This is a genomic window from Duncaniella sp., assembly GCF_029056165.1.
Lineage (GTDB): Bacteria > Bacteroidota > Bacteroidia > Bacteroidales > Muribaculaceae > Duncaniella.
In genome coordinates, this window is the sequence record NZ_JAIDBW010000012.1 from 173883 (window position 1) to 195627 (window position 21745).

Below are 21745 nucleotides of genomic sequence, written 5' to 3' on the forward strand. Positions count from 1 at the left end.
TGAAGGTTGATTGCGATTTGCTTTATTCGAGGCATTTGATTACTTTTGCAGTATATTGTTTCAACTCCATAAATCACAAGAAACCATGTCAACTGAAAAAGTTATCACCCCCGCTGAAGCACGTGAGTGGGTCGAGAGCCGTGAATGGGCCAACGGATGGAATGTCAATGCAGATGAGACGGTCGATGCCGTTGAGTTTGCCACCCAGTATCACCGTAACAAGGATCTTTGGGACAAGCTCTTCAAATTCCTTGCCGAACATGATCCCATGACCCTTGAACCGGGTAAGATCGAGATTGAAAAAGGTCGCGTGTGGATCAATGTGCCTGAAGAATATACTCCAAAGTCGATCGAGGATACAAGAACCGAGAATCACCGTAAGTTCATCGACCTGCAATATACGTTTGTCGGTGACGAGCTCTATGGTCTCGCTGACCCCGACAAGGCGACTCCCACAATGGAATATGATCCTGTGAAGGACCGTACATTCTATCGCCTTGATGCTCCCGCCTCATACGTTCCCGCCGGTCCTGACCGCTTCTTCCTCTATTTCCCGAAAGATCTGCACCAGCCTTCAGTACGCACATCCGAGAATCCCGGCTCGTCGCGTAAGCTCGTCGGTAAGATCGAATATGCCGAGTAATTTATAGAAAATAATTTCTGACACCCGATGTCAGATATGACCGATCCGGATGCCGCGCATGCTCCGGATCGGTTTTAAAATCAAGTAGTAGTAAAATTATGGAAAACCGCGAAATCGAGGCCCGGCTTGCGCAGAAAGGAATCAAACCTACCGCCAACCGTATCATAGTCTATAGGGAGCTTTTGGCAACAGACAGACCTGTCAGCCTGTCGGATATGGAAGACATAGTGCCTACGCTTGATAAATCGAGTATTTTCCGTACGCTCACATTGTTTCTTGAACATCATCTGCTCCATTCCATGGAGGACGGAAGCGGGTCGATAAAATATGAGTTGTGTGGAGGTGGCGATGACTGTTCGATTGACGACATGCACGTACATTTCTATTGCGCGGAGTGTCATCGTACATTCTGTTTCGAGTCAATCAGGATTCCGGCAGTCGGACTCCCGGATGGTTTCGAGGCTACGGGGGTGAATTATATGGTCAAGGGGACCTGTCCCGATTGTAGCAGGAAATAGGTGGTGAAATCTGTAGCCATCTCTGGGGGGTATAGAGAAAATCTGATCTTATCGGCATTTTTGCAAGCGGGTTGCAAAAGGCTTTCGGTATCTTTGCAGTATAAAAATGGAAAAAGATACATATTACTATGGAAAAGAAACATGATCACATACATTACGGGCAAGAGAAAGAACATGACTGCTCGTGTCACTCAGAAGAGCATCATTCATCCTGCTGTGAGGACAAATGTTGTGAGAGTAAATGCTGTGATGACAAATCACATGAGTCCCATGAATGCAATGACCACGATGGTTGCGGCTGTGGCTGCGGATGTCATGGTGGAGGTCACTCTGACGGAAAATCCACCTTCCTGTGGCCCGGAATCTCTTTCGCTCTGCTTATCGCAGGCATCATTATGAATCATCTTGCCATCGGGTGGTTCACTATTCCGGTGGTCAATCTGCTCTGGTTTGTGATCGCCTTCCTCCCGGTAGGACTTCCGGTCATAAAGGAGGGTTGGGAAGCCATGCTGGCCAAGGACTATTTCAGTGAATTCACACTGATGATCGTGGCAGGCATCGGAGCGTTCTGCATAGGTGAGTATCCGGAAGCTGTAGCCGTAATGCTTTTCTATACTGTCGGTGAGATCTTTCAGCATAGGGCAGTGGATAAGGCCACTCGTAATATCAGTCAGCTCCTTGATGTTAGACCGGAGAGAGCCACCGTTATCCGTGACGGCGAAACTGTAGAGATGGCTCCACAGGATGTCGTGCCCGGTGAGATTATTGAGGTAAAACCCGGTGGACGTGTCCCGCTTGACGGTGAACTTCTTGACGCGGAAGCTCTCTTTGACACTTCTGCGTTGACCGGCGAAAGTATGCCGCGATCCATTGCCAAGGATGGTGAAGTGCTTGCCGGAATGATTGCCGACGGTCAACCTGTCAGAATCCGTGTCAACCGTCCATACGGTCAGAGTGCGCTTGCCCGTATCCTTAATCTTGTCAAGGAGGCTTCGGGCCGAAAAGCCCCAACCGAACTCTTTATCCGCCGTTTTGCCCGAATTTATACCCCGGTTGTCATACTGCTTGCCTTCCTGATCGTAGCAGTTCCTGCGATAGTCGGTGCTACCGGCCATTTTGACTACGTTTTTTCCGAATGGCTTTACAGAGAATTGGTATTCCTTGTGATTTCATGTCCGTGTGCATTGGTCATCAGTGTTCCGTTGGGTTATTTTGCCGGTATCGGAGCCGCCTCGCGTGCAGGTGTGCTTGTCAAGGGAGGCAACTATCTTGAAGCACTCGCCAAGGTCGATGCAGTGGCCTTCGATAAGACAGGAACTCTGACAACAGGCCGTTTCGAGGTCAGTGAGATTGACATCCAAGGAGTGGATCGTGACACTTTCCTAAGCTACATTTTGTCTCTTGAAAAAGGGAGTACACATCCAATAGCGAAGGCTGTTTCCGTCTATGCCGCTGCCAAGGGTGGCCGGGAGCTTGCCGTAACAGCCATGAAAGAAATTTCCGGTCAGGGAGTTGAAGCTACTATTGACGGAAAGACTGTGGCTGTAGGCAATATGCGCCTTATGGAGAGCAGGAATATCGCTGTTCCCGAAAAGCTCGGTAAGTCATCGGCCACACTTGTTATATGTGCGGTGGATGGTCATTATTGCGGATATCTCTCGCTTGCCGATGCTGTGAAACCGGATGCTCAGCTGGCTGTGCAACGCTTGAAAGATCTGGGCGTGACTGATGTCTATATGCTGTCTGGCGACCGTAAGGAGGTCGTGGCGGACTATGCAGCCCGACTCGGAATCAATCATGCGCTCGGCGCACTCATGCCTGAAGACAAGGCTCAGCATATCAGTGATCTCATACATTCGCAAGGCCGTAATGTGGCATTCGTCGGCGACGGCATGAATGATGCACCCGTCCTCGCCTTGAGCACGGTCGGGGTCGCAATGGGTGGACTCGGATCGGATGCGGCGGTGGAGAGTGCAGATGTCGTCGTGCAGACGGATCAACCTTCCAAAGTCGCTACAGCTATCCGTATAGCCCGTACTACCGCAACAGTCGTGCGTGAGAATATCATCGGAGCGATAAGCATAAAGGTGATAGTCCTTGTTGCCGGTGCATTAGGATATGCTTCGCTTTGGGGAGCGGTGTTCGCCGATGTCGGTGTGGCTCTCCTTGCGGTGCTCAACTCGTTACGGATACTTTATATGAAACATCGAGCCTGACAGTTGCGTTATATATAGTGTATGAGTAAGGTTATAAAAAATAATTTCCCGGTTTCGGGGATGAGTTGTGCGGCATGTGCGGCGAGGATCGAGAAGGTGCTCAACGGAAGTCAAGGAGTAAGGACAGCCGGAGTGAACTTCGCGGCTTCCACCGCCAATGTCGAATATGACAGCGACACCTGTACCCCTGAAATTTTGCAGCAGATTGTACGTGATGCCGGATATGATCTGATTCTCGACAGTTCGGCTGATGCTCTTGAAAAGGAACAGGCCGAAAGGTATCATGCGCTCCGTCAGCGCACGCTTTGGGCCGTGATACTTTCACTGCCGGTGGTAATAATCGGTATGTTTTTCATGAATATGCCGTATGCCAACATCATAATGTTCCTGCTATCTACTCCTGTTGTTTTCTGGCTTGGACGGCAGTTCTTCATAGGAGCATGGCGACAGTTGCGCCACCGGACGGCGAATATGGATACGCTTGTGGCGTTGAGCACCGGTATTGCATGGTTGTTCAGTGTGGCCAATATGCTGTTTCCCGACTACTGGATGTCGAAAGGGATTCATCCGCATGTCTATTTCGAGGCTTCGGCTGTCATAATCGCTTTTATCCTAATAGGCCGTTTGCTTGAAAGTAAAGCTAAGGGCAATACCTCTTCAGCCATAAGGAAGCTCATGGGTTTGCAGCCAAAAACCGTGACCGTAGTTGATGCCGACGGCTCAACGCGAGTGGTAGCCATAGAGAGTATCGTCCACGGTGATATAGTCATGGTACGTCCCGGTGAGAGGATTGCGGTTGACGGTGTGGTGACTGACGGAAACTCGTTTGTCGATGAATCCATGCTCAGCGGTGAACCTATCCCCGTCGAGAAGCAAAGTGGCGGGAAGGTGTATGCCGGTACTATAAACGGCACGGGAACATTCCGTTATAGGGTCGATAAAGTTGGCAGTGATACACTTCTCTCGAAAATCATACGCATGGTGCAGGATGCACAGGGTAGCAAAGCTCCCGTTCAGCAGCTTGTCGATAAGATTGCAGCTGTGTTCGTGCCTGTCATAATTTCGATAGCTATCCTTTCGTTCGTCGTATGGATGGTTGCCGACGGTACAGGAGGTTTCTCACACGGATTGCTTGCTGCGGTGACTGTGCTCATAATCGCCTGTCCGTGTGCGCTGGGACTCGCCACCCCTACAGCTATCATGGTCGGTATCGGCAAGGGGGCTGAACTCGGCATACTGATCAAGGATGCGGAATCATTGGAGATCGCTCCAAAGATAACTGCGGTAGTGCTTGACAAGACAGGCACTCTGACTGCCGGACATCCGACAGTAGGGAAGATCGTTCGTTTCAGGTCGCTACCTCAGTCAGATGCTATACTCCATTCGCTTGAACTTGCATCGGAGCATCCCTTGGCCCGCGCCATTACAGATCATTTCAATGAAATCCCTACAGTCACAATTTCAGAATTTGAGAGTGTGACTGGTCGTGGAGTCAAAGGCAAGGTAGATGGCAGGATTTACTATGCCGGAAATAGAAAATTTATCGAAGAAAGCGGTATCGCCATCTCTCTCGCTGCTATAGGGCAGGAGAACCGGCTGACGGCAGACGCCAATTCGGTTGTATGGTTTGCGGATGAGGAGGGTGTGATCTCCCTGATCGGTATTTCCGATCCTGTCAAGCCGACATCACCGGAGGCAGTGTCTGAGCTCGAACGGATGGGTATAGAGGTCTATATGCTTACGGGTGATAACAGACAGACTGCTGAAGCTGTGGCAAAAAAAGCCGGTATCCGTCACTGCGTGGCTGAGGTACTCCCGCAGGATAAGGCTTCATTCGTCGAGAAACTCCGGAAAGACGGTAAGAAAGTGGCGATGGTCGGCGACGGAATCAACGACAGTGCCGCCCTTGCGGTCGCTGATCTCAGCATAGCGATGGGTACTGGCAGTGACATTGCGATTGAGGTAGCCAAGATGACCATTATATCTGCTGATCTCGCAAAAATTCCGGTAGCATTCAGGCTTGCCGGAATGACGGTTAGGACCATACGTCAGAATCTTTTTTGGGCATTCATATATAATATAATAGGTGTGCCTGTGGCTGCAGGTGTGCTCTATCCTGTGTGCGGCTTCCTGCTCAATCCCATGATAGCCGGCGCGGCGATGGCTTTCAGCAGTGTAAGTGTCGTCACCAACAGTCTGCTTCTCAAACGTAAACGTCTGCAAGTATCTTCCTACGGAGCGACGAGGGTAACGGAAACCGAACCCACCACGGCGGTAGATATTATTGACGTAGCGATCTCAGACAGAGGCACTGACGGCGGTGATATGAATGATGAGATTACATTACAAAACAATAAATCAAAAACAATTATGAAACAGGAATTTAAGGTAGAAGGAATGGCATGCAGCCATTGTTCGGGCAGAGTCGATGCGGCAATCCGCGCGCTCCCCGGTGTTACGGACGTGAAAGTTGATCTTGCATCCGGTAAGGCGACTGTTGAGGGCGAAGTCAGTCCTGCAACGGTTATAGAGGCCGTCGGTAAAGCAGGATATGAGGCTACCGAGTGTTGAAAATGGTTTTCATACGAGTAAAAGAAGAAGTGTCAAAATAGACAGAACGTTTTAATTTTGACACTTCTTCTTCTCTGTCAGATTGTGTCCGGCAGAGATCTATGAAATTGGTAGGCGAAACCATATTTTGGATAACGGAATTTCTCATAAATAAGCTAAATTTGCAACGTGATGTGATGGGGAGTGGTCAGACTATGACCTCTCCTTGCTCACGCTACAAAAATGTAAATTGTAATCTAACAGTATGACAAAAAGACTGCTTTTCCTCACACTGACTTTAATCACAGTTTTTATGGCACAATCACAGACTAAAATCAAACAGACTGCCGGACGCGATGCGCTCGGAGAATTTGCTCCGAAATTTGCAGAACTTAATGATGATGTCCTTTTCGGAGAGGTGTGGAGTCGCACGGACAAACTTCCGTTGCGCGACAGGAGTATCGTCACCGTTACCGCACTCGTCAGCAGCGGTATCATTGACTCCTCGCTGACCTATCATCTTCAGGAAGCCAAAAAGAATGGAGTGACCCGCACGGAGATTGCCGAGATCCTGACTCAAGTTGCCTTTTATGCCGGTTGGCCTAAAGCTTGGGGTGCGTTCCGGCAGGCAAAGGAGGTCTGGACTGATGATTCAGCTGCTGCTGACGAGCGTGCCGCTTTCGAGAAAGAGATGATCTTCCCGATTGGTGAGCCAAATACGGCATACGCAAAATACTTCATCGGTAACAGCTATCTTGCATGTGTGTCCGATTCGCAAGTCCCGGTATTCAATGTGACGTTTGAACCTCGCTGCCGCAACAACTGGCATATCCACAGGGCAAGCTCCGGCGGAGGTCAGATGCTCGTAGGAGTTGCCGGTCGCGGATGGTATCAGGAAGAAGGCAAACCGGCTGTCGAAATTCTTCCCGGCACTGTCATTCATATCCCCGCCAATGTGAAGCACTGGCATGGAGCATCGGCTGACGGTTGGTTCGCTCATCTCGCATTTGAAGTTCCGGGTGAGAATACTGAGAATGTATGGCTCGAACCGGTTACCGATGAGGAATATGACAAGCTTTAAGGATTAGGAATACACACCTAAGATATACGGCTGTGTCAGAATGGATAAATTGCGGGTTGTAGGGTCTGCGCTTGCGCTGGCCGAAATTTAAGGCAATGTGATGATCAGCTAATTACGGCGTAGAATTCGGCGAGCGCAAGCGCAGTCCCTACGACCGAGTTTATTTTGATATGGCCTCTTGCTTTCCAATGCCTTTGGATCGGGTAGGAGTGGCTGAGGGAAGGCTTCAGCAACCGCTGTGACTCATGAAAAAATTTACGGCTTGATTTGCATAATCGCCCCAAGGCTGTTAACTTTGCAATAAAATAAGTACGAGAATGTTAATCATAGGCATAGCAGGTGGCACCGGTTCAGGCAAGACTACCGTAGTAAATAAAATTATCAACAGCCTCCCCGCAGGGGAAGTGGCGGTGCTTCCGCAGGATTCTTATTACAAGGATTCGAGCCATGTACCGGTCGAGGAACGTAGCAAGATCAATTTCGATGAACCTGCTGCCATAGAGTGGACTCTGCTCGTCGATCATCTCAAGAAACTCAAAGAGGGCCGTTCCATAGAGATGCCGACTTATTCCTATCTGACGTGTACGCGACAGGAAGAGACTGTCACAGTCAATCCACGCGAGGTTGTGATTGTCGAGGGCATTCTCGTTTTGACCGATCCGGTGTTGCGTGAGATGATGGATGTCAAGGTGTTTGTCGATGCTGATGCCGATGACAGGTTGATACGTGTCATAGCCCGTGACTGCGTCGAGCGCGGACGCACGCCCATGATGGTTCTCAATCGTTATCAGGAGGTGCTCAAGCCCATGCATGAGATGTACATTGAACCCTCTAAGCGTTTCGCTGACCTGATAGTCCCGCAGGGAGGAAGCAATGTCGTTGCCATACAGCTGCTCACCGACTATATCGAGTCGCGTCTGCGCCGTTCGTCAAATTAAATGATGTGATTATGGAAGAAATGAATATTGATCAGCCTGCGGTGCAACCGGAAAGCGGCGTTGTGGAGACTGTGCGTGACTATCCTGTAGGTACACCTGAAAAAATGGTGCTCCGTACGGATAACCTCGTGAAGAAATACGGCAAGCGCACTGTGGCCAACCATGTGTCCATCAATGTGACCCAAGGAGAGATCGTCGGACTGCTCGGCCCTAACGGAGCGGGAAAGACCACCACGTTCTACATGACAGTGGGACTGATCACACCTAACGAGGGTCAGATATTCCTGAACGACTTAAATATCACGAAATATCCTGTCTATAAGCGTGCGCAGAACGGCATCGGTTATCTTGCGCAGGAACCGAGTGTGTTCCGCAAGCTTTCTGTCGAGAACAATATCAAGGCTGTGCTTCAGATGACCAATACTTCGGCTGAGTATCAGCGTGACAAGCTTGAAAGTCTAATAGCTGAATTCAGTCTTGAAAAGGTGCGTCACAATCTTGGTGACCAGCTTTCAGGTGGTGAACGCCGCCGAACGGAGATAGCACGCTGTCTGGCCATCGACCCGAAATTCATAATGCTCGATGAGCCGTTTGCCGGTGTCGATCCTATTGCCGTCGAGGATATTCAGTCTGTGGTCTATCACCTTAAAGAGAAGAATATCGGTATTCTCATCACTGACCATAATGCACAGGAAACACTGCGAATCACCGACCGTGCATATCTGCTTTTCGAAGGTAAGATCCTCTTTCAGGGTACGTCCGAGGAACTGGCGGAGAACCCCACTGTCCGTGAGAAGTATCTCGGCCGCGACTTTATGTTCTACCGTAAGAAATTCGATTACCCCGACGATAAAAAGTGACACAGCAGGGGGAACGCAGATTTAATAAAAAATGACGATGTGTCCTGACACAGCATCATAAATTTTGTGACCTCGGAGGGTTTTTGTAAATTTGCAAAGTGTGATAAGCCTCCTTGCGATATTATGATACACATACCTGTCATAATGTACCGTGGCCTTTTGATAGGCATTCTTGTATCGGCTCCTATGGGGCCGATAGGGATGTTGTGTATCCAGCGCACACTTAACCGAGGACGCTGGCCTGCTTTCGCCACGGGAGTCGGAGCAGCACTGAGTGACTTGATCTACTGTCTGCTTACCGGGCTTGGATTGTCGTTCGTGACGGATTTCATACAGTCTCATCAAAGCATTCTTCAGGTCATAGGATCAGTGGTGCTGATGGTTTATGCCGCCTATCTGTTCATATCCAATCCTTCGAGGGTGTTGCAGCCGGTTGCCATGCATCACAACAGTTACTGGAAAGATTTCGGCACCGGATTTCTGTTCACATTCTCGAATCCTCTCATCCTTTTCTTCATCATAGGTCTCTTTGCCCGCTTCAATTTCCTTGCACCGGAATTTATGGCTTATCATTATGTGGCCGGTTACCTGTCCATATTCATTGGAGCTATACTCTGGTGGTTCGGGGTGACTTATTTTGTGAATAAGGTGCGCCGTCATTTCAACATCAGATCCATGTGGCTGCTCAACCGCATTCTTGCAGGTATCATACTCGTCATGGGAGCGGTAGGGTTTATCACGGGACTCAATGATCTGCTCTTCTGAAATTTATCTTACTTCTCTTCTAATAAATCCTTAGTTTTCCGGTTATGTCAAACTTTCTTACTGTCCCTCTGATCGCTGATCTCGATTTTCTCAATACGGATGCCGTTTTCAATCGTCTTGAGTCATCCGGTATGCGTCATAATATAGATGAACTTAACTGGAAGGAGGAATATCCTTATCATCCGCTGACCACGTTTACTATCGCACATTCGGCAAAATATATCTATGTCAATTTTTTTGTGAGATGTAATTTTCTCCGTGCGATGAATTTCGAGAATAACTCGCCGGTCTGTGAGGATTCGTGCGTGATGTTTTATGTCAAGCGTCGTGGCGAGGATGAATATTTTTGTTTTGAATTCAATTGTATAGGTACCGTGAATGCGTCACGACGTGTTTCCGGTGATCAGTCCGTTCAGATGAATGATGAGGAAATCTCGAAGATCTCCGTGCTTCCTTCATGCGGCAAGCGTCCTTTCCGTGAGATCGAGGGTCTCTTCACATGGGATCTTCTTGTGGCCATTCCTCTCGATCTGTTAGGAGTGAAGTATGACGGAGAGCCTGTGGAGCTTGAGGGTAACTTCTTTAAGTGTGCGTCTGGAACATCGCTGCCTCATTTCCTCAGCTGGTCACCTGTGGTGTCGTCACATCCGGATTTCAATCGGCCCGAATCATTTGGCCGGATCATACTTGAATGAATCTTTATTCAGAAGTCGGGGGGCAGTCCTGCGGGCAGTGGCGGTGGCCCGTTGCTGGAAAAAATGAGCGAATGATACCTGAAAACTGACTTTTTTTACAAAATATCTGCTGAAATGTAGCAAAAATTTTGCAGATTCATTTAAAAACTATACCTTTGTAGTGAAAACATGTGATTTTCTGTCAATCTGTCGCTTATTGGGGCAGTTTGTAACTTTTAATTCATAGTATAAAAACAACATATTTTCCCAATTTCCAAAGGTATGAATGCAGTAGCAGTAATCGACGAACTGAAACGTCGTTTCCCCAATGAGCCGGAATATATTCAGGCAGTGGAGGAGGTTCTCACCTCAATTGAAGATGTCTATAATGAAAATCCCGAATTTGAACGCTACAACCTTATCGAGCGTCTCTGTATTCCCGACAGAATTTTCGCTTTCCGCGTGTCGTGGGTAGATGACAAGGGTAAGGTTCACAATAACATGGGCTATCGTGTGCAGCACAACAATGCCATCGGCCCGTACAAGGGTGGTATCCGTTTCCACTCATCTGTAAATCTCTCGATTCTCAAGTTCCTTGCTTTCGAACAGACATTCAAAAACTCACTCACTACACTCGCAATGGGTGGTGCCAAGGGTGGTAGCGACTTCTCTCCCCGTGGAAAGAGCGACATGGAAGTAATGCGTTTCTGTCAGGCTTTCATTCAGGAACTCTGGCGTCAGATCGGTCCTGACACTGACGTCCCCGCAGGTGATATAGGTGTAGGCGGTCGTGAAGTCGGCTACATGTTCGGTGAGTATAAGAAAATGGCCCGTGAGTTTACAGGTACATTCACCGGTAAGGGTATCGAGTTCGGCGGTTCGCTTATCCGTCCCGAAGCCACTGGCTACGGCAACGTATATTTCCTTCTCGAAATGCTAAAGACCCGTGGTATTGACATCAAGGATAAGCGCGTGGCTATTTCAGGTTCAGGTAACGTTGCGACTTACACTGCCGAGAAGCTTCTCTCACTTGGTGCGAAAGTCGTATCTATGAGCGATAGCGACGGTTCAATCTATGTCCCCGACGGTATTACCCGCGAACAGCTCGATTATATTTTCAAGCTCAAGAATATCTATCGTGGCCGTATCCGCGAATTTGCTGAGGAATATGAATGTCAGTATTTCGAGGGTGAGCGTCCTTGGCATCATGTCGCATGTGACATCGCCATGCCTTCTGCTACTCAGAATGAGATCGACGGTGATGACGCACGTGCTCTTATCGCCAACGGTTGTATCGCAGTCAGCGAGGGTGCGAACATGCCTTCTACTCCCGAAGCTATCCGCGAATTCCAGAAAGCCCGTATTCTCTATGCTCCCGGTAAGGCTGCAAACGCAGGTGGTGTTTCTGTTTCAGGTCTTGAAATGGCACAGAACTCACAGAAACTTTCTTGGACCTCTGAGGAAGTTGACAAGAAGCTCAAGGAGATTATGGCCGAGATCCACAAGCAGTGCGTTAAATACGGAACTGAAGAGGACGGTTACATCAACTATGTTCGCGGCGCGAACGTTGCTGGTTTCATGAAGGTAGCCCGTGCGATGATGGCACAGGGTATCCTCTAAACCATTCAGGAATTTACTCTTTTCAGCTATACATTATAATATTATTTTAAAGCTCTAAGCTTTTAAGCAAAAATCCCCTGCTTGGCTGTGAAGCCGTGCAGGGGATTGCTTTGATACTGTGTCAAGATCAATAAATTCCGAGTTGATTTTAATATTGAGAGATTCCGATAATATTTTTCTACAGTATGTGTTGTGAAAATCCTATAATTGTTGGAAGTAGGATTATAGTTCCCTCACATAGATCTGAGCGTTTTCATACTTTGTTATTTTCACACGTGCACCGGCATGGATGAAACCTTGGGTTGCCACTGCATCAAGAATCTCGCCGTTGATCTCGACTTTACCGGCAGGTCGCATATCGGTTACTGCCGATCCGTCAAGACCAATGTAATTTACGGGTGACATATCTACTCCTATGTAGCCGTCCTTGACTTGCTGGGTGAGGAGGAGTTCCGTGTGTCGGCGTACCCATTTCGGCCCGTAGGATGAAGTGAGATACCATACGGCTATGACAGCGAGGAGCAATCCTGCCACGAATATAACCATCGAACTCCATATAGCATCCGCATTGAGGTGGGAAAGGGAGAAGGTGTAATGTTCGATAAGCCCAAGTATGACGGCCGCACATACGCATGATATTCCGGCTATACCCGTGATTCCGAAGCCGGGGACCACGAATATCTCAAGTATGATCAGCATGACTCCGAGGACAAACAGCAGTATGATCCACGAGCTGGCGATACCGGTGATATAGAGTGGAAGAAAATAAAGTACGGCTGCAATAATGGCCGCTGCAGATGGGAAGCCCATGCCGGGTGAGTGAAGCTCCATGTAGATTCCTCCGATTATTATCATTATAAGTATCGCCTGAATAGCCGGATTAGTGAAGAATCCTATGAGATGGTCAAGCCAGTCGGGCTGATATTCCGTGATCTGATATTCATTCTCTCCATAACCGAGGTCTTTAAGCACGTCATGGACTGACTCTGCCTTCGCATCTGCGTAGTGCCATTTGACTGCCTCATCGGCGGTGAATGTCAGCACACGTGTCGAGTCAATCAGTCCCGGAACTTCCACACGGCTGTCAACCATAGCTTCGGCTATCAGTGGATCGCGCCGCCAGCGTTCATGGCCGGTTGAATCAATGTACTTACCGTGATTCTCAGCCGTGGAGCGCATCATTGCGCGCATATATGACTGATATTTGTCAGGCATGGCCTGTCCGTCTGTGCCGTTTACGACTGTGACCGCACCCATTGATGCACCGCGCCGCATATACACTGAATCACAGGCGAGAGCGATGAGCGCACCGGCCGAAGCTGCATTGTTATCGACAAAAGCCACAATCGGACCGGGATAGTTCATTATGGCGGTACGGATGGAATCGGCATGTACTACCGAGCCTCCGTAAGTGTTGAGATGGACGATCACAAGTTCGCTGTCGCGTTGGCGCGCTTCATTGAGAGCCTGCTGGGTGTAACGCCATGTGCTTGATCCTATCTCATCGTCGAGACGCAGCATATAGACATCGCCTGAACCTGTGGAGGCATGACAGGTGAGGACACTCAAAATTCCGACAAGGAGGAGCGAAAGGATGAATCTGTGTGATGACATTGGCCGGAAAGAATTATAGTTGTGAATATTGAAAAATTACTTTGATGCGGTGGAGGAAGGCGGATTTCCGGAGTTATCCTGCTGCTTCTTGCGAAAGCCCTGCTGTATCCATCCGGGCACGATGCATGCACCTACGATGAGATAGACATAGTAGCTGATGATGCGCCAGAAAAGGGCTATAACCAAGGCCATGCCGGCAGAGTTGATCAGGTCTCCATAATAGGTGGTGAAAAGCCATTCGCTGATTCCTGCACTTCCGGGAGTGGGACTGATCATAAGACAGATCCACACGACGAACTGACGCGCAAAGACTACGAGCTGGTTGGCCATGGGAGCGAAACCGAGGAAGAGGGCATTTACTACGAGATAGCGCGATGACCATGAGAGAGCGGTTCCACCGAACGTCTCAAGCCACCATTTGAAGGGGCGTTGACGCAATTCTTTTCCGGTCTGTTCCATGTTGGTGCCGAGAGTGTCGATCTGAGCGGCCCACTTGTTGAGGAAGCGGAAATGAAAGAGCCAGTTGAGAAAACGGTGGATGGCATGCGGTCTGACTATGATTCCGAGAAAAAGAATGGTTGTCCAGATGAAGATGATGGCATAGACGAGCCAAAAGACTGATTGCAGTCCGACAGTGAAACCTCCGTGACCGAAATCAAACAGTTCGTGATAGGGGACAACCAGCATTACAATCGGCAATGAGACCACAAAGAAAAGTTCATCAAGGAAAAGTGTGGTCATCATGAGAGTGGTGGCTCTTCCAAGCTCTATACCCTCACGGTTGAGATAGACCATTCCGAGTGCGCTTCCGCCTACGGCCGACGGTGTGACGCATGATGTGAACTCACAGAGCATATCCACTTTCCAAGCCTGCATCCATGTTAGCTGTCGGTCAGTGAGTGCGCGGAATCTCCATGAGAGGCCGAAATCACGTCCGAGCATGAACACCCATGCCAAAATGATGCAGCCGATCACTTTCCAGTCGAAATGAATGGAAGCCCATACTGCAGGATTGAATTCACGTTTGAAGAGCCATGCCACCACTGCGAGTCCGATGGCTATCGGCAAGAATATTTTCCATGCCAGATTCAGGACCTGACGACGTTCGGATTGAGGTTGCTTATTTTTTTGAGTACTCATGGCGGGCAATTATTTCATCGTAACGTTGAATGACTTCATCCATGACATTCTGCCAAGGCCGCGCGAGTGTTTGGCGTGCGCCTTGTCCGGCCTTGATACGCAGATCATGGTCGGAGGCAATTCGGGTGATGACCTGCGCGTAGTCATCGGGTGTACGGTTCGTAAGGAAACCGTTTTCACCGTCGCGCATCAGTTCCGCAGCTGTCGAGCCTTCGAGCAGCACTGAGGGTGTCTGCATCGCGGCTGCTTCGCGCACGACGAGAGGTGCATTGTCATAGAACGAAGGAAAGAGAAACAGATCTGATCCTGCATAGTAACGTCGCAATTCCTCGCGTTCTTGAAGGACTCCGTGGAATTTCACACGGCTTTCCAGTCCGAGCTTCCCGACGAGAGTTTTCATGTCGTCAAGGGCATAACCTGTCCCGATGAAATTCATCTTGAAGTTGATGCCATTGAGTTTGGCCAAAGCGTTGATGATTACGTCGATACCTTTCTCAAGAATATGCTGCCCTACGAAGAGCAGTCCGATCTCATCATCAGCGAGTCCGATGATCCGGCGCGATTCTTGTTTATAGGTGTCCATATCTGTTATCCCGTCGCAGAAATCGTTACCGTTTTCCACAACCACGACTTTTCCCTTGTAGCCATACTCGCGGAGGGTCTCCTCAACTGCTGCCTGAGGAATCCACACTTCGGTTGCCGAGTTATAAAATTCGCGGAGACGGTTCATCTGATACGTCACCATAGGTCCGGGCAGCGAACGTTCGAGGTCCGTTCGGTATTTTGAATGGAATGTTGCGACGAGAGGTATATTCTGCTTGTGTGCGGCATACGCTGCGAGTCTTCCTGACGAAAAAGGGCAGTGGGCATGGACGATACGGAAGGATGTGTTGCGCATCCTTCGCCAGATCAGAGGATCCAGACGCGGATAGCCGTAGCGATAGGGGTGACGGTTATAAATCGGGAGAGAGAAGTAACGGTAAAGTTTAAGTCCGTCAATCCCCGTGAAGCGTGGTGCCCAAGGAGTGACGACACAGACATCACGCCCCGTCGCTTGCAGCCATTTGCAGTAGTTTTCGACGGTGAGTGTCACACCGTCAAGGACAGGAGGGAAGCTGTCGTTAAACAATCCGTAATACATCTTTTTGTCAGAGTCCGATTTCATAAATAATCAGTTGTCATGAGGATTTGTATGGCGCGAATACAAATATAGTACTTTTTTATAACACTTGCAGTAAGTGTTTAGGTCGAAAATCAGGTTAAAAAGGTGTTCTTCAACTCAAACCAAAAATCATCTCAATAGAATGGACTCCGGTTTTAACAGTTGTTATTAAACGTCCTCTAAAATTTTCTCCGTATAATCTTTTGTGATTCAGTGAGTCTGATTTCCGGTACAATGATTGTTGCCTTAGGAGCAGTGCGAGATCCGACTGTTTCCCTTATCCGGTTCAGGAGTCCTGACGGGAGTTTCGGGCAATCGGTCACAAGTACGGCTTCTTCGCCCCATTGATCCGAGTGTCTCGACGTGATATAAAATCGGATCTCAGGACCGATAAGCTTTGCGATCTGTTTCTCAATCTCTTCGGGAAAGATTTTTATGCCTCCGGAATTGATCACGTTGTCGTAACGTCCGAGCCAACGAAAAAGTTTGTCGGTGGTAAGCTCAACCATGTCATTGGTGATCAGCGAACCGAATGACAGTGTGTGGCTGCTGATTGAAAGGCATCCGCGTTCGTCAAGCGAAAATGAGAAACCCGGTAATGCTTCGAACCGGTCGTCGCCGAGCCGACGGAGTGCCACATGACTGCATGTCTCTGTCATGCCGTAAGTGGCAAATGCAGGAATACCTGAGTCGATCACCCGTCGTTCGGCTTCGGGCGAGAGGGGAGCTCCACCGATTATCATGGATTTTATCCGATGTGTCATGCCTGATGCGAGAACACCGTCGATCTGAGAGGGGACGATAGGCAGTAGCGATATCTCTGCATTGTTGTCGCCAATATTAAGCACGGGATGATTTGACGGTGGTTCGACCGACAGGTTGCACCCGGCTTCAAGCGCACGGACTATCTGCATCTTACCTGCGATATATCCGGCTGACAAGGGGAGGTATAGCAACGATGACCGGTTGAGTCCGAAAAACTTTATGGTAGCACGTGCAGATGCGCGCATGTCGCTTTTCAGGAGTCTGATTTCCTTCGGTGAGCCTGTCGAGCCGGATGTATGGGCAGTAACGTAGGGAAGAGGATTGTTCCACTCGTTTAGAAATGTCTCGGCTTCCGGTGTGAGTATCAGTGCCATTCGAATGACGGTAATTCCCACTGCCGATCCATTGCGTAGGCAAGATGTTCGCCACGTATGGTGAGTGGTGATGGTATATTGTTATGATAGAGTTGACCTGTTCCAAGTCCCTGCGGGAGTTGTGGGTTCAAAGTCGCTACCCATTGGGCTATCGCATTGAGGCCTATATTGGATTCAAGTGCTGAAGTGACCCACCATCCGCAATCTCTTTCTGACGCAAGTCGTATCCATTCCTCCGATGCAGCTATACCTCCTGTCAGGGTTGGTTTCAGGATGATATAGGCCGGACGGATGGTGTCGAGAAGATTATCCTTATCAATCCGTCGGTTGATACCGATCAGTTCTTCGTCAAGAGCGATGGGTATCGGCGACTCCTGACATATACGCTTCATTTCATTCCATTGACCGGCCTTTATGGGCTGCTCTATGGAGTGGATGTTGAAATTAGCAAGACGTTGGAGTTTGCCGATTGCTTCAGCGGGTGAAAAAGCCCCGTTTGCATCAAGTCGTAGTTCTATGTCGGGGGCTTCGTGTCGTATAAATTCCAACAAGCTTAGTTCCTGCTCGAAATCGATACCTCCGATCTTGATTTTCACGCATGAAAAACCTTCGTTAAGCTTTTCAGCGATCCGTCGGCGCATAAGTTCGCGGTCACCCATCCATACAAGGCCGTTTATGGTAATCGAGCCTTCACCATCCGTCCATTCTGAGGGGAAGATGATGCGGCGGCCTCCGTTTGCGAGATCCAGTGATGCCGTCTCGACAGCGAAACGGATTGAGGGCCAGTCGGCAAGCAATGATGGATTTTCGATATAGCGGTCTATATCACGACAGACCTCCGAGAGCTTCATCTCATAGTCCGGACGGTCATCGGAACTGAGTCCACGGAAAAGCCCTGCTTCCCCGATTCCGAAAACTTCTTCGTCAGCGGAGTTGCAGAGCTTTATGAAATATGTCGGTTTCCGGTCCATACGCTCGCGCGACGTTATGGCTGTGAAACGGAAATCAAGAGTGTATTTGCACCAGTAAGCTTTCAATGTGTCGCGTAGTGGTTTTGAGATTGGACTGTTATGATCAACCGGGGAATTTGGGGAACTGATCGAAATCGGGATCACGTTTTTCAAGGAAAGCGTTCTTTCCCTCTTGAGCTTCAGCCATGAGGTAGTACATCAGGGTAGCGTCACCGGCAAATTCCATCAGACCGCGTTGACCGTCAAGCTCGGCGTTGAGAGCACGTTTGATCATGCGTATGGCCATCGGTGATCGGCTGAGGATGGTCTCGCACCATTCCACTGTCTCATCTTCCAGTCTGTCAAAAGGAACGACCTTGTTGATCATGCCCATGCGCTCGGCTTCCTCGGCTGTGTATTGGCGGCAGAGAAACCAGATCTCACGAGCTTTTTTCTGACCAACGCAGCGTGCGAGGTAGCTCGAACCGAAACCGGCGTCGAAACTTCCGACTTTCGGACCAGTCTGACCGAAACGTGCATTGTCAGACGCGATCGAGAGGTCACAGACGACATTGAGCACATTTCCGCCTCCGATAGCATAGCCGTTGACCATAGCGATGACGGGTTTTGGAATGGAGCGGATGGCCTTGTGGAGATCAAGGACATTGAGACGGGGAACGCCCTGATCGTCGATATATCCGCCGATACCTTTGACGTTCTGGTCGCCTCCTGAACAGAATGCTTTGTCACCCGCACCGGTAAGGATGATCACGCCGATGTCCGATGCGTCGCGACAATAAGCCATCGCGTCAAGCATCTCCTTGTTGGTCTGCGGACGGAATGCGTTATAGACGCGAGGACGGTTGATGGTGATTTTGGCTATACGGCCATATTGCTCGAAAAGTATGTCCTCATACTTTTTAATTGGTTTCCATTCTCTCTGCATAGTGATATGTATAGTGCGTTTGGTTATTTTTGTACCTACAAAATTACTCAAAAATCATGGAACAGCAATTTATCACAGCTTCATTTGTTCCTACATTTTCGGAATGCCTCCGGTTTCCCGAATAGATTTCCACGTTTGACCTCCTTTCGGAAGCATAGGTAGAATCTGAAGCAGAAAGCCGATATGATCACGCTCGCCATCAGTGAATGCCATTCGATTGATCCGTCAAAATAGCGGATGCTGCGGTCGATTACAGTTCCGATCGACATGATTGACAGTGTCAGCCAGATATTTCTTTTTACGCGGTTACTTACCATTGTTTATATCCTGTTTTTGGATTGTTAGACGCGGGTTTGTACCTATAAGTTTCACTGCGATGCGAGTTTTTATTGCCATTTCCGATTAAATAGGCTAACTTTGTCTTGAAAATACATTGTCAAAAGTGGATTCTGTATTGTAGAAGTAAAACACAACTATTCATCTCATGGGAAAATCTCAGCTCGAACTCATACTCATCAATATATCAGGTCAGGATCATCCGGGTGTCACGTCTGCTCTCTCGGAAATACTTGCCAAATACAATGCAGGCATTCTTGATATCGGTCAGGCTGATATTCACCACACGCTGTCGCTCGGCATACTCATACGTACCGAGGCCGCAGTGTCGGGAAATATCATGAAGGAACTTCTCTTCAAGGCTACGGAACTTAATGTCACTATCCGGTTCTCGCCTGTGAGTATCAGCGAGTACGAGCAGTGGGTCGGAATGCAGGGTAAGGACCGTTGGATCATCACTATCCTCGGCCGACGCCTGACTGCGCGTCAGATTGCCAACGTCACTGCCGAGATTTCGGCGCAGGGTATGAATATCGATTCCATCCAGCGTCTGACAGGCCGAATGCCGCTCGGCGAAGAGGAACAGCCTCTGTCCAAATCATGCGTGGAATTTTCAGTGCGCGGTGTCCCGCGAGATGTAGCCGCCATGCAGGAACGTTTCATGCATCTCTCGCAGGAAGAGGAGTTCGACATATCAATGCAGGAGGACACGCTTTTCCGTCGTTGCCGCCGTCTGATATGTTTCGATATGGATTCGACCCTGATCGAGACAGAAGTGATTGATGAACTGGCCATGAAGGCTGGTGTCGGTGACAAGGTGAAGGCGATCACCGAACGTGCCATGAGGGGTGAGATTGATTTCTGCGAGAGCTTCAGGGAGCGCGTGGCACTCCTTAAAGGACTTGACGAAAGTGTGATGAAGGAGATTGCCGAGAATCTTCCGATAACCGAGGGTCTCGACCGCATGATGCAGGTGCTCAAACGTGTCGGCTATAAAACTGCTATTCTGTCGGGTGGTTTCACCTATTTCGGCAATTATCTGAAACAGAAATATGGCTTTGACTATGTGTATGCCAACGAGCTTGAAATAGTGGATGGTAAGCTTACCGGGCGTTATTTGGGTGAGATTGTTGATGGGAGGCGCAAGGCTGAACTGCTGCGCCTGATCGCTCAGGTAGAAAATGTGAACATTGCCCAGACCATAGCTGTCGGCGACGGGGCTAACGATCTGCCGATGCTTTCTACGGCCGGTCTCGGAATTGCCTTCCATGCCAAGCCGAAAGTGAAGGAGACTGCCGAACAGTCAATCTCCACAATCGGACTTGACGGAGTCCTCTATTTCCTTGGCTTCAAGGATTCGTTTATATCTCAATAACATCTATCCGTCTTTATTAAAGTTATCATCTTGAAAAAATAAAAATAGGATGTGTCAAGGCCCAAAAGGGGCGGACACATCCTATTTTGCATATTTACAGGAGAATGCTAAGTAATCTTAGAGCTTATTTTCATGCTCAGTGATTTCAGCATCAGTCATGGTGTAGTTACCGAGACTTCCCTCTTTAGCTTGAATACAGATGTAGGTCATGGGAAGCTCTGATGTGCATTTGAGATTGCGGTCACAGTTAGTAGCCACACGGATTACAGATCCCTCTGCCACATCGAAAACATCGTCGTTGACTTGAAAACGGCCTTTACCTGACAAAATGATGTAATTTTCTTCATTTTCTTTGTGACTGTGAAAAAATGGGACAGATTCACCTGAGGGGAGACTTCCGAAAGAAATTTCGCATGAAGTAGCGTTTGTGGCATCTTTAACGAATAATTTTCCCTCGAATGAATGTAAGCTACCGACTGAAGCATGAGTGAATTTGTCACCTGAGCTGATAATTTCTAATGAATTCATTTTATCTTGGTTATTTTGTTATTAACTTTGCGGTAGTAATCCGCTTTCATTTTGATAGTGCGAAATTAATCATAATCCATTTATTTTACAAGACGTTACCATGATGAAAGCCACTTACTTTCAGGTAACTATAGTTGAATATGAAGAAGTTGGAATTAAAAGAAAATTTACGAAAATACACGAATATCGAAAACTGCCCTGTCCGAAATGTCGTGGCGCGTTTTTCCGGAAAATGGGCTATGCTTGTGCTGTGCATACTTTCAGAAAATGAAGCAACCCGTTTCAATGCGATTGCTAAGGCTTTGCCGGATATATCGCCGAAAGTTCTTACAGAGACATTGAAGAATCTTGAAAGTGATAAGCTTGTAAGGCGTGAATTGTTTGCGGAGATTCCTCCAAGAGTGGAATATTCCCTTACTGATTTAGGGCGCAGCTTGATACCTCATATAGAGAATTTACTTGCATGGGCTATTGAAAATTTTAGTGCGATGAAGGCTTGACCATCACAAGTGTCACGCCTATATTATTATCTTCAAATATGATAAGTAGCGGGTAAAAGAAAAGTCTGCATTAGAATTAGATAGCTTGTAGGGCCTACGCTTGCGCTGACCGAGATTCCATAATTTGTGATAATCAGTTTGTTATCACGTTGAACTCGGCTAGCTCAAGCGCAGGCCCTACAAGCGGTAA

General features: G+C 48.5%; 20 protein-coding genes. 12 read left to right on the forward strand and 8 right to left on the reverse strand.

All coding sequences use genetic code 11. The features are described 5' to 3' along the window. Positions 1–85: 85 nt before the first annotated feature. The 10 genes from K2G41_RS02650 to K2G41_RS02695 all read left to right on the forward strand — a co-directional run bounded on the left by K2G41_RS02650 (position 86) and on the right by K2G41_RS02695 (position 11865). Positions 86–643, forward strand: coding sequence for a YhcH/YjgK/YiaL family protein (locus tag K2G41_RS02650; RefSeq protein WP_300114028.1), 558 nt, complete (start codon positions 86–88; stop codon positions 641–643). A 98-nt stretch (positions 644–741) separates the two neighbouring features. After that, entirely contained in the window at positions 742–1161 is a 420-nt protein-coding gene (locus K2G41_RS02655) for a transcriptional repressor (protein ID WP_300114030.1), read from the forward strand. Between the two features lie 128 nt (positions 1162–1289). Then, positions 1290–3377, forward strand: a complete 2088-nt coding sequence (locus K2G41_RS02660) for a heavy metal translocating P-type ATPase (protein ID WP_300114032.1) — start codon at positions 1290–1292, stop codon at positions 3375–3377. A gap of 21 nt (positions 3378–3398) precedes the next feature. Further along, on the forward strand, positions 3399–5948 hold the full coding sequence (locus tag K2G41_RS02665) for a heavy metal translocating P-type ATPase (protein WP_300114035.1): 2550 nt from the start codon (positions 3399–3401) through the stop codon (positions 5946–5948). Positions 5949–6192: 244 nt separating this feature from the next. Then, positions 6193–7008 (forward strand): carboxymuconolactone decarboxylase family protein, encoded by an 816-nt coding sequence (locus tag K2G41_RS02670; protein ID WP_366145374.1) that lies wholly within the window; start codon positions 6193–6195, stop codon positions 7006–7008. 317 nt (positions 7009–7325) lie between these two features. Next, on the forward strand, positions 7326–7946 hold the full coding sequence (udk, locus tag K2G41_RS02675) for a uridine kinase (protein ID WP_300114041.1): 621 nt from the start codon (positions 7326–7328) through the stop codon (positions 7944–7946). Positions 7947–8050: 104 nt separating this feature from the next. Further along, positions 8051–8806 carry an LPS export ABC transporter ATP-binding protein gene (gene lptB / locus K2G41_RS02680; protein ID WP_300114583.1) on the forward strand — a complete coding sequence of 252 codons (756 nt, stop codon included), beginning with the start codon at positions 8051–8053 and terminating at the stop codon, positions 8804–8806. Between the two features lie 123 nt (positions 8807–8929). Continuing rightward, complete coding sequence (locus K2G41_RS02685) at positions 8930–9571, forward strand: LysE family transporter (protein ID WP_300114044.1); 642 nt, start codon at positions 8930–8932, stop codon at positions 9569–9571. A gap of 44 nt (positions 9572–9615) precedes the next feature. After that, positions 9616–10266 (forward strand): carbohydrate-binding family 9-like protein, encoded by a 651-nt coding sequence (locus K2G41_RS02690; protein ID WP_300114047.1) that lies wholly within the window; start codon positions 9616–9618, stop codon positions 10264–10266. Between the two features lie 261 nt (positions 10267–10527). Next, positions 10528–11865: an NADP-specific glutamate dehydrogenase gene (locus K2G41_RS02695; protein ID WP_300114050.1), complete on the forward strand. Its 1338-nt coding sequence runs from the start codon at positions 10528–10530 to the stop codon at positions 11863–11865. A 222-nt stretch (positions 11866–12087) separates the two neighbouring features. Here K2G41_RS02695 and K2G41_RS02700 read toward each other — a convergent pair whose 3' ends face one another. The 7 genes from K2G41_RS02700 to K2G41_RS02730 all read right to left on the reverse strand — a co-directional run bounded on the left by K2G41_RS02700 (position 12088) and on the right by K2G41_RS02730 (position 19133). Beyond that, complete coding sequence (locus tag K2G41_RS02700; RefSeq protein WP_300114052.1) at positions 12088–13479, reverse strand: NfeD family protein; 1392 nt, start codon at positions 13477–13479, stop codon at positions 12088–12090. Between the two features lie 36 nt (positions 13480–13515). Then, on the reverse strand, positions 13516–14619 hold the full coding sequence (locus tag K2G41_RS02705) for a lysylphosphatidylglycerol synthase transmembrane domain-containing protein (protein WP_300114055.1): 1104 nt from the start codon (positions 14617–14619) through the stop codon (positions 13516–13518). Further along, positions 14600–15784 (reverse strand): glycosyltransferase, encoded by a 1185-nt coding sequence (locus K2G41_RS02710; RefSeq protein WP_300114059.1) that lies wholly within the window; start codon positions 15782–15784, stop codon positions 14600–14602. Before K2G41_RS02710 ends, K2G41_RS02705 begins: the two co-directional genes overlap by 20 nt. A 176-nt stretch (positions 15785–15960) precedes the next feature. Beyond that, positions 15961–16920: an AMP-binding protein gene (locus K2G41_RS02715; RefSeq protein WP_300114062.1), complete on the reverse strand. Its 960-nt coding sequence runs from the start codon at positions 16918–16920 to the stop codon at positions 15961–15963. After that, positions 16911–17957, reverse strand: coding sequence for an o-succinylbenzoate synthase (locus K2G41_RS02720; RefSeq protein WP_300114065.1), 1047 nt, complete (start codon positions 17955–17957; stop codon positions 16911–16913). The genes K2G41_RS02715 and K2G41_RS02720 overlap by 10 nt, the downstream gene beginning before the upstream one ends. Before the next feature lie 37 nt (positions 17958–17994). After that, on the reverse strand, positions 17995–18816 hold the full coding sequence (gene menB, locus K2G41_RS02725) for a 1,4-dihydroxy-2-naphthoyl-CoA synthase (protein ID WP_300114068.1): 822 nt from the start codon (positions 18814–18816) through the stop codon (positions 17995–17997). 80 nt (positions 18817–18896) lie between these two features. Then, the gene (locus K2G41_RS02730) at positions 18897–19133 is read right to left on the reverse strand and encodes a hypothetical protein (protein WP_300114071.1); all 237 of its coding nucleotides are present in this window, start codon (positions 19131–19133) and stop codon (positions 18897–18899) included. Between the two features lie 167 nt (positions 19134–19300). On the opposite strand from K2G41_RS02730, the gene serB reads away from it, so the two are divergent. Next, positions 19301–20527, forward strand: coding sequence for a phosphoserine phosphatase SerB (gene serB / locus K2G41_RS02735; RefSeq protein WP_300114074.1), 1227 nt, complete (start codon positions 19301–19303; stop codon positions 20525–20527). Positions 20528–20644: 117 nt separating this feature from the next. Here the strand turns inward: serB and K2G41_RS02740 are convergent, their stop codons facing one another. Continuing rightward, positions 20645–21055 (reverse strand): cupin domain-containing protein, encoded by a 411-nt coding sequence (locus K2G41_RS02740; protein WP_300114077.1) that lies wholly within the window; start codon positions 21053–21055, stop codon positions 20645–20647. Positions 21056–21195: 140 nt separating this feature from the next. On the opposite strand from K2G41_RS02740, the gene K2G41_RS02745 reads away from it, so the two are divergent. Further along, entirely contained in the window at positions 21196–21555 is a 360-nt protein-coding gene (locus tag K2G41_RS02745) for a helix-turn-helix domain-containing protein (protein WP_300114080.1), read from the forward strand. Positions 21556–21745 lie beyond the last annotated feature (190 nt).

Coding starts and splice junctions, on each gene's coding strand:
- K2G41_RS02650 (WP_300114028.1), top strand. CDS start 86: ATGTCAACTGAAAAAGTTATCACCCCCGCTGAAGCACGTGAGTGGGTC.
- K2G41_RS02655 (WP_300114030.1), top strand. CDS start 742: ATGGAAAACCGCGAAATCGAGGCCCGGCTTGCGCAGAAAGGAATCAAA.
- K2G41_RS02660 (WP_300114032.1), top strand. CDS start 1,290: ATGGAAAAGAAACATGATCACATACATTACGGGCAAGAGAAAGAACAT.
- K2G41_RS02665 (WP_300114035.1), top strand. CDS start 3,399: ATGAGTAAGGTTATAAAAAATAATTTCCCGGTTTCGGGGATGAGTTGT.
- K2G41_RS02670 (WP_366145374.1), top strand. CDS start 6,193: ATGACAAAAAGACTGCTTTTCCTCACACTGACTTTAATCACAGTTTTT.
- udk (WP_300114041.1), top strand. CDS start 7,326: ATGTTAATCATAGGCATAGCAGGTGGCACCGGTTCAGGCAAGACTACC.
- lptB (WP_300114583.1), top strand. CDS start 8,051: ATGGTGCTCCGTACGGATAACCTCGTGAAGAAATACGGCAAGCGCACT.
- K2G41_RS02685 (WP_300114044.1), top strand. CDS start 8,930: ATGATACACATACCTGTCATAATGTACCGTGGCCTTTTGATAGGCATT.
- K2G41_RS02690 (WP_300114047.1), top strand. CDS start 9,616: ATGTCAAACTTTCTTACTGTCCCTCTGATCGCTGATCTCGATTTTCTC.
- K2G41_RS02695 (WP_300114050.1), top strand. CDS start 10,528: ATGAATGCAGTAGCAGTAATCGACGAACTGAAACGTCGTTTCCCCAAT.
- K2G41_RS02700 (WP_300114052.1), bottom strand. CDS start 13,479: ATGTCATCACACAGATTCATCCTTTCGCTCCTCCTTGTCGGAATTTTG.
- K2G41_RS02705 (WP_300114055.1), bottom strand. CDS start 14,619: ATGAGTACTCAAAAAAATAAGCAACCTCAATCCGAACGTCGTCAGGTC.
- K2G41_RS02710 (WP_300114059.1), bottom strand. CDS start 15,784: ATGAAATCGGACTCTGACAAAAAGATGTATTACGGATTGTTTAACGAC.
- K2G41_RS02715 (WP_300114062.1), bottom strand. CDS start 16,920: ATGGCACTGATACTCACACCGGAAGCCGAGACATTTCTAAACGAGTGG.
- menB (WP_300114068.1), bottom strand. CDS start 18,816: ATGCAGAGAGAATGGAAACCAATTAAAAAGTATGAGGACATACTTTTC.
- K2G41_RS02730 (WP_300114071.1), bottom strand. CDS start 19,133: ATGGTAAGTAACCGCGTAAAAAGAAATATCTGGCTGACACTGTCAATC.
- serB (WP_300114074.1), top strand. CDS start 19,301: ATGGGAAAATCTCAGCTCGAACTCATACTCATCAATATATCAGGTCAG.
- K2G41_RS02740 (WP_300114077.1), bottom strand. CDS start 21,055: ATGAATTCATTAGAAATTATCAGCTCAGGTGACAAATTCACTCATGCT.
- K2G41_RS02745 (WP_300114080.1), top strand. CDS start 21,196: ATGAAGAAGTTGGAATTAAAAGAAAATTTACGAAAATACACGAATATC.